The sequence below is a fragment of the Colwellia sp. MB3u-41 genome (assembly GCF_014076845.1).
GTDB lineage: Bacteria > Pseudomonadota > Gammaproteobacteria > Enterobacterales > Alteromonadaceae > Colwellia_A.
This window is the reverse complement of sequence record NZ_JACGUT010000084.1, coordinates 715,750-722,645: the sequence shown is the minus strand read 5'-3', so window position 1 is coordinate 722,645 and position 6,896 is coordinate 715,750. Positions and strand designations below refer to the sequence as shown.

Annotated in this window: 8 protein-coding genes; all 8 read right to left on the bottom strand. The window is 39.1% G+C overall.

Annotated elements, in window-relative coordinates:
* The coding region (tolA, locus tag H4J73_RS19945) for a cell envelope integrity protein TolA (RefSeq protein ID WP_182250277.1) at positions 1-313 on the bottom strand (313 nt) is incomplete at its 3' end.
* 3 nt (positions 314-316) lie between these two features.
* The gene (gene tolR, locus H4J73_RS19940; RefSeq protein ID WP_182178789.1) at positions 317-742 is read right to left on the bottom strand and encodes a protein TolR; all 426 of its coding nucleotides are present in this window, start codon (positions 740-742) and stop codon (positions 317-319) included.
* Between the two features lie 15 nt (positions 743-757).
* Positions 758-1,441 carry a protein TolQ gene (gene tolQ, locus H4J73_RS19935; protein WP_182178788.1) on the bottom strand — a complete coding sequence of 228 codons (684 nt, stop codon included), beginning with the start codon at positions 1,439-1,441 and terminating at the stop codon, positions 758-760.
* Complete coding sequence (gene ybgC / locus H4J73_RS19930; RefSeq protein ID WP_182178899.1) at positions 1,431-1,841, bottom strand: tol-pal system-associated acyl-CoA thioesterase; 411 nt, start codon at positions 1,839-1,841, stop codon at positions 1,431-1,433. Before ybgC ends, tolQ begins: the two co-directional genes overlap by 11 nt.
* Before the next feature lie 503 nt (positions 1,842-2,344).
* The gene (ruvB, locus tag H4J73_RS19925) at positions 2,345-3,361 is read right to left on the bottom strand and encodes a Holliday junction branch migration DNA helicase RuvB (protein WP_182178787.1); all 1,017 of its coding nucleotides are present in this window, start codon (positions 3,359-3,361) and stop codon (positions 2,345-2,347) included.
* A 116-nt stretch (positions 3,362-3,477) separates the two neighbouring features.
* Positions 3,478-4,101: a Holliday junction branch migration protein RuvA gene (ruvA, locus tag H4J73_RS19920; protein ID WP_182178898.1), complete on the bottom strand. Its 624-nt coding sequence runs from the start codon at positions 4,099-4,101 to the stop codon at positions 3,478-3,480.
* Between the two features lie 76 nt (positions 4,102-4,177).
* Entirely contained in the window at positions 4,178-4,714 is a 537-nt protein-coding gene (ruvC, locus tag H4J73_RS19915) for a crossover junction endodeoxyribonuclease RuvC (RefSeq protein WP_182178786.1), read from the bottom strand.
* A gap of 239 nt (positions 4,715-4,953) precedes the next feature.
* Complete coding sequence (gene aspS / locus H4J73_RS19910; protein ID WP_182178785.1) at positions 4,954-6,753, bottom strand: aspartate--tRNA ligase; 1,800 nt, start codon at positions 6,751-6,753, stop codon at positions 4,954-4,956.
* Positions 6,754-6,896: the final 143 nt, after the last annotated feature.

Below are 6,896 nucleotides of genomic sequence, written 5' to 3'. Positions count from 1 at the left end.
GCTCTTTTTTCTTTCTTTGGCGTTCTAGCGCTTTAATGCGCTTCTCTTCTCTAGCACGTTCTTTCTTCGCTGAAGCAACTTGCTGATCTATTTTTTTTAAACGTTCTGCGTCATCAATTTTTTTCTTTTTAATTTTATTAACTTGCGCTTCAACTTTACTTTTATCGACAATAGTCGCCTGAATAGTCTGTATCTGAACAGCTTTTGGGGGTGTTTTAGGATGGCTGTTAAAATCGCCCATCAATAATACGGCGGCTAAAACAACATGCAGTAAAAAGCTAAGCGATAAGGCTATTGCAAATTTTCGACTCATTGATTATTTATCTCCAGGGTCTGTCATTAAACCAACAGAAGGTACACCAGCTTTTTGTTGTAACAACACCATCAATTGAATTACCGCATTATAAGAAACAGCTCCGTCGCCATTTACAACCACAGGAGTATTTGGTTCAACTTTTAAATGCGCAGCAACCAGTGTAGCGACTTGTTCGGCTGACATTGGCTCATTTTTGCTGGTACCTACCGCTAAATAGTAATTACCGTCTGCATCAACGGAGGCGACTAATGGTGGTTTTGAATCTTTGTCTAGTGCTTCTGCATCTGCTTTAGGTAAATCAACTTTCACCCCTTGGGTGACAAGCGGTGCGGTAACCATGAAAATAATTAACAATACCAACATCACATCAATATAAGGAACCACATTAATTTCAGAAACTTTACGGCGTCTTACTCTTTTATACATAAGATATTACTCCGTTTATGCTTGATGTTCACTTGCACTTTGACGTTGCAAAATACTGGAAAATTCTTCCATAAAGTTACCATAACCATTTTCTAGTTTTTCTACATGATGACTAAATCGGTTAAAAGCAATGACCGCAGGTATGGCCGCAAATAGGCCCATGGCGGTTGCAATTAGTGCTTCTGCAATACCAGGAGCAACCATGGCTAATGTTGCCTGCTCGACAGCACCTAATGCGATAAACGAATTCATAATGCCCCAAACCGTACCAAATAGGCCAATGTACGGACTAATAGACCCGACCGTTGCCATAAAGGGTAAGTGAGTTTCAAGGTGATCAACTTCACGTGAAAGGGCAACTCGCATTGCTCGGTGTGTGCCATCAACAATTGCTTGTGGTGAATCAAGGTGACTTTTTCTCAAACGTGCAAACTCTTTAAAACCTGAAACAAATAAACTTTCAATACCTGTTACAGCCTCCTTTGAGGAGACTTCATTGTAGAGTTTGCTTAAATCAGCACCACTCCAAAACTTATCTTCAAAGATTTTCATTTGTGCCTGTGCCTCATTAAGTACTTTTCGGCGTTGAAAGATCATCGCCCAACAGGAAATTGAAAAACCTAATAAAATAAGCATGACGGTTTTAACTAATAGACTGGCTTGAAGGAATAAATCAAAAATTGAAATTTCAGCTGACACGTTTTAACGCTCCTAATATTTTTTCAGGGATGGCACAGGGTTTTGAAAGTTGTAAGTTAACACAAGCAATTCGCACAACAACAGAACAAATAAGCTTGTTATTTTCATCGCTAATTTGTTGAGTAAATACAAGACTCGCACGTTTAAATTCGCTGATCCATGATGTTACAGTAAGTAAATCATCGAGTTTAGCTGATGCGGTATTGTCCATTTCAACTCTTCTGACCACTAAACCAATATTTTGTTCTAAAAAAAACGATTGGTTAGCATTTAATTCTCTTAACCACTCAGTTCGAGCACGTTCACAAAATTTCAAATAGTTAGTATGGTAAACAATACCGCCAGCATCAGTATCTTCATAATATATTCTTACAGGATAGTTGTATTTAATATTTGGCATGACTTTAATAATATCAATAGCTCGTCGCTTCGAAGTTTTAATTTTATCGTTAAAAATTAAATTCAAGGCATTTAATCATTATTTTCTCTATATTAATGATAATCGCTTCCTACGACAAGCGTTGAGAAGTAAACGGATGTAACATTTTTTATAAAATATATTTTTAAAGGGCAAGCGGCTTATTTTCGTTCATCAATGAAAGGAGTATTTGATAATAATAGCATTAGTTTTTCTAATGTAACTTATCAATTTTTTTAGCTTGTTAAAATAGAACAGTTACTCTAAAATTCATTTGTTCTTTGAGCTAACGCAATAATTATTCAAGTTTATCTTAACTGATGTAACGGGGTAATTGATAGCCAAACAACTTGAACAGATTTTTATCTTTTCTCTCTGACATGTTTATTGGAACCCTATTTCCTCCTAACAACTTAATTTATAAGTTGGCCCACATATTTTTTGTGGGCTTTTTTTTGCCTAAAATTTAGTGCCTAACGGATAAACTAACTTTTGTCATTGACGGGTTTTTCTAAACCAAAATGCTGGTAAGCTCGTTCGGTGGCAATTCGCCCCCGTGGTGTTCTCTGTAAAAAACCTTGCTGAATAAGATAAGGTTCAATAACATCTTCAATCGTTTCGCGCTCTTCACCAATTGCGGCTGCAACGTTGTCAAGTCCAACGGGGCCCCCCATAAATTTATCAATAATAGCTTGCAGTAGTTTACGGTCCATTAAGTCAAATCCTTGATCGTCTACTTCTAACATATTGAGTGCTTTAGCTGCGGTTGCCTGGCTAACAATTCCTTGAGTTTTTACATCAGCGTAGTCACGAACACGCCGTAATAATCGATTCGCTATTCTGGGTGTACCTCGTGAACGTTTAGCAACTTCAAAGGCCCCTTCTGCATCGATAGGTAAATTAAGAAAGTGCGCTGAGCGTTTAACAATTTCAGTTAAATCTTTAGTGTTATAAAACTCAAGTCGTTGCACGATGCCAAAACGGTCTCTCAATGGCGACGTTAATGCCCCAGCACGTGTTGTTGCACCTATTAACGTAAACGCCGGCAAGTCTAATTTGATCGAACGAGCAGCAGGCCCTTCACCAATCATAATATCAAGTTGATAATCTTCCATTGCAGGATAAAGTATTTCTTCAACTACAGGACTTAACCGATGAATTTCGTCAATAAAAAGTACATCATTTTCTTCTAGGTTAGTCAGTAATGCGGCTAAATCACCCGCTTTTTCTAATACTGGGCCTGAAGTCGTGCGGATATTCACGCCCATTTCATTAGCAACTATATTGGCAAGTGTCGTTTTACCTAAACCAGGAGGGCCAAAAATAAGTAAGTGATCAAGCGGTTCGTCTCGCTTCTTTGCTGCTTCAATGAAAATTTCCATTTGAATTTTTACATGATCTTGACCGGTATAATCAGCTAATAACTTAGGACGAATAGCGCGGTCTATGACTTCTTCTTCTGGCTGTGCAGCGGGTTCTATAAGGCGATCAGCTTCTATCATTATTTTCTCTTGTGTCTTCAATTATTTAGGTATAGCTAAATCAAAAAGGGGAGTACAGCGTTAGTACTTCAGCTGTATTATTTAGCTATAGCTATATTTTATACATTTAGTTTATATTAAAGCATTGATTTGAGTGCGTCACGAATAAGATTTTCACTCGTTGATTCAGCTTTAAATATCGTCCTTATCGCCTTATCCGCTTGTTGCTGACTGTAGCCTAAAGAAACTAAAGCGTTAATCGCATCACCTTTAGCATTGGTAACAAAGGTGTTTTCATGATGAAGTTCAATCGGCAAAGTACCGGATGCTAATGGTGATGACGTTTGAGTAACCTGCCAATCTTTTAAACGGTCGCGCATTTCAATGAGTAAACGCTCTGCTGTTTTTTTACCTACACCTGGAATTTTCACGATGCTGGTCAAGTCATCATGGGCAACACAACTCACAAATTGGTCGGCAGACATACTTGAAAGTATCGCTAATCCTAATTTAGGGCCCACACCATTAACTTTAATAACCAGCCTAAATAATCTACGTTCGATTTTATTAGCAAAACCATATAACAATTGCGCATCTTCACGCACAACAAAATGTGTGTAAATAATGGCTTGTTCATTTAATTCAGGTAATGCGTAGATACTCGTCATTGGCATGGTAACTTCATAACCAATACCACCACATTCAATTAAGACTTCTGGGGCTAATTTTTCTAATAACGTTCCACGTAAACGACCAATCACAGCTAAAACCTTCAACATAATATAAGTGTTGAAACCATATCACTATATATTTATACAGTAAAGTGGCTGACGTGCTTTATCGTAAACGCCCTCTTACAATTTTACTGACCTGCCCTGCCATTTTCGAGAGGGTGTCGTGACTATGGGCATGACAAAGTGCAATAGCGAGTGCATCAGCAGCATCGGCTTGTGGCATAGCGGGCAGTTTTAAAATAGATTTTACCATATGTTGCACTTGGCTTTTATCCGCAGCGCCCGTACCAACAACAGACTGCTTTATTTGTCTTGCTGAATACTCAGCGACGGGTAGACCTTTATTCGTAGCTGCAACAATTGCAGCTCCTCGCGCTTGGCCAAGCTTAAGTGCTCCACCCGGGTTGACTCCCATAAAAACTTGCTCTATGGCAAAGAGTTCAGGTGAAAATTGCATGATTAACTCAGAAACGCCTGCAAAAATAGTTTGTAAGCGCAAACTAAAGTCGTCTTCTTCTTTGTTGCCCGCATACGCTTTGATGCAGCCACTGCCCAAATATGAAATTTTACGACCTTCTTTTTTAATAACACCGTAACCGGTAATGCGTGAGCCGGGATCGATACCTAGAATTATGGTCAAATTGGGTTCTCTTGTTTAATTATATTTTAACGAAAGCTGACGTGACTTCACAATTGTAACGAGATTATGCGTTGTAGCCAGTTAAATGGCAATATCGTCGTTACTTGTGACAATGTTCATCATCAAACAGTCACCGAATTAGTGAAATGAATTCAGCATGACAACAAGATCCCCTGCATAAATCCTGACCATAAAAAAAGCAGCTAATTAGCTGCTTGTTATCAAACGCTATTTATAGACTATTCAGCTGAAGGTTCTTCTTTCTTTTCTGCTTTTGGCAGACAAGCAATACCCAGTTCAACTAACTGTGCAGGATTTGCCTTACCTGGCGCATTGGTTAATGGACAAGCCGCCGTCGTTGTTTTTGGAAAGGCCATAACATCACGAATGGATGAAGCACCGGTCATTAGCATCACTAAACGGTCTAAACCAAACGCTAAACCTGCATGTGGAGGAGCACCATACTGAAGTGCTTCAAGTAAGAAACCAAATTTCTCTTGCGCCTCTTCATCACTGATACCTAAAATTCTAAATACAGCAGCTTGCATATCTTGGTTATGAATACGTACCGAACCACCACCTAATTCACAGCCATTTAAAACCATATCATAAGCATCAGAAAGTGCGCCAACAGGATTCGCTTCTAATGCCTCAGCAGTTAAGTTGATTGGCGCTGTAAACGGATGATGAATCGCGTGCATGCCTCCATCAGCTTCTTCAAACATAGGGAAGTCAACAACCCACAGTGGTTTCCAATCACCTTCTAACAAGGCTAAATCTTCACCAAGTTTAAGACGTAAGGCGCCAAGCGATTCAGTAACAACATTGTAATTATCTGCACCGAAGAATATTATGTCGCCTGTTTTCGCCTTAGTACGTGTTAATAAAGCTTTGACTGCGTCTTCATTTAAGAACTTTAAGACCGGTGATTGTATGCCTTCTATTCCAGTACTTAACGCGGCGTCTACATCGTTAATTTTCATCCATGGCATACCTTTAGCGCCATAAATACCAACATACTTGGTCAATTCGTCAAGACCTTTGCGTGAGAACTTTGCAGCACCACCCGGTACACAGATTACTGATACACGGCCTTTTTCGTCATTTGCCGGACCAGAAAACACTTTAAATTCGACGTCTTTTACAATATCAGCAATATCCACTAATTCTAATGGGTTACGCAAATCTGGCTTATCTGAGCCAAAACGTGTCATTGCCTCTAAATAAGTCATACGCGGGAAGGTGCCTAAATCAACGTTCATTAAGTCTTTAAACAACTTAACAATCATTGTTTCTGCTACGGTCATCACTTGCTCGCTGCTCATGAATGACGTTTCAATATCTATTTGAGTAAATTCAGGTTGACGGTCAGCACGTAAGTCTTCGTCACGGAAACATTTAACGATTTGATAATAGCGTTCCATACCTGACATCATTAACAATTGTTTAAATAATTGAGGTGACTGAGGTAAAGCAAAGAATTGACCTTTGTGCGTACGACTTGGCACTAAGTAGTCACGTGCGCCTTCGGGTGTTGCTGCCGTTAAGATAGGTGTCTCAATATCTAAGAAACCTTGACCTTCCAATGACGTGCGAACTGCTGAAGTTACTTTTGCGCGAAAACGCATACGCTCTGTCATTTCAGGACGGCGTAAATCTAAATAGCGGTATTTTAAACGCTGTTCTTCTGAATTGTTTTGGTTTGAGTCAAGTGGTAATGGCGCAGATTTATTTAAGAGAGTAAGTTCTAATCCTAAAATTTCAATGCCGCCTGTTTTCATATCTTTATTGATTTGACCTTCAGGACGAGCACGCACTTTACCTTTAATTTGAACACAAAACTCATTACGTAAAGTATTCGCTTTAGCAATAACTTCAGGTAAGTCTGGATCATAAACGACTTGTACCATACCTTCACGATCACGTAAATCTAAAAAGATCACCGCACCTAAGTCTCGACGACGGTTAACCCAACCGCATAAAGTAATTTCTTTGCCAATGTGAGATTCGTTCACATCGCCACAATAAAGATCGCGCATGTCTGTTGTCCTGATAATAATAACTCGCCCGTGCAAGTATTAGCATGGGTGAGTTAGGATAGAAAATTGCCGACATTATAAAGGAATATGCCGACAAGAAAAGGTTTTAGAGAAATAGTGTGTCTAAAATGTACTAAAAATAA

Excerpts from the sequence above, each read along its gene's own strand:
- tolR (WP_182178789.1), bottom strand. The coding sequence starts at position 742 with ATGTATAAAAGAGTAAGACGCCGTAAAGTTTCTGAAATTAATGTGGTT.
- ruvB (WP_182178787.1), bottom strand. The coding sequence starts at position 3,361 with ATGATAGAAGCTGATCGCCTTATAGAACCCGCTGCACAGCCAGAAGAA.
- ybgC (WP_182178899.1), bottom strand. The coding sequence starts at position 1,841 with ATGCCAAATATTAAATACAACTATCCTGTAAGAATATATTATGAAGAT.
- aspS (WP_182178785.1), bottom strand. The coding sequence starts at position 6,753 with ATGCGCGATCTTTATTGTGGCGATGTGAACGAATCTCACATTGGCAAA.